The 270-nt window shown below is 71.1% G+C and carries 1 pseudogene; it reads left to right on the top strand.

The features are described 5' to 3' along the window. A pseudogene (locus ADK60_RS27740) lies at positions 1–270 on the top strand (condensation domain-containing protein); the annotation flags it as partial.

Raw genomic sequence — 270 nt, 5'->3', positions numbered from 1 at the left:
CTACGGGCTGTTGCGCTATCTGAACCCGCAGACCGCCGCGCGCCTGGGAGAGTTGGAGGAGAAGGCCGGCGCGGAGATCGTCTTCAACTACCTCGGCCGGTTCGCGGGCAATGACGGGACGGACCCGTGGTCCCCGGCGCCGGAGTCGGCGGACCCCGGTCCCGATGCCGGGGCTCCGATGGGGCACGCGCTGACGATCAACGCGATGACCGAGGACCGTGCCGACGGTCCGCACCTGGTGGTGAGCGTGTCCTGGCCCGGCGCGCTGTT

The sequence above is a fragment of the Streptomyces sp. XY431 genome (genome assembly GCF_001279805.1).
GTDB lineage: Bacteria > Actinomycetota > Actinomycetes > Streptomycetales > Streptomycetaceae > Kitasatospora > Kitasatospora purpeofusca.
The sequence above is the reverse complement of the archived record's forward strand: the minus strand, read 5'-3'. Positions and strand labels throughout refer to the sequence as shown.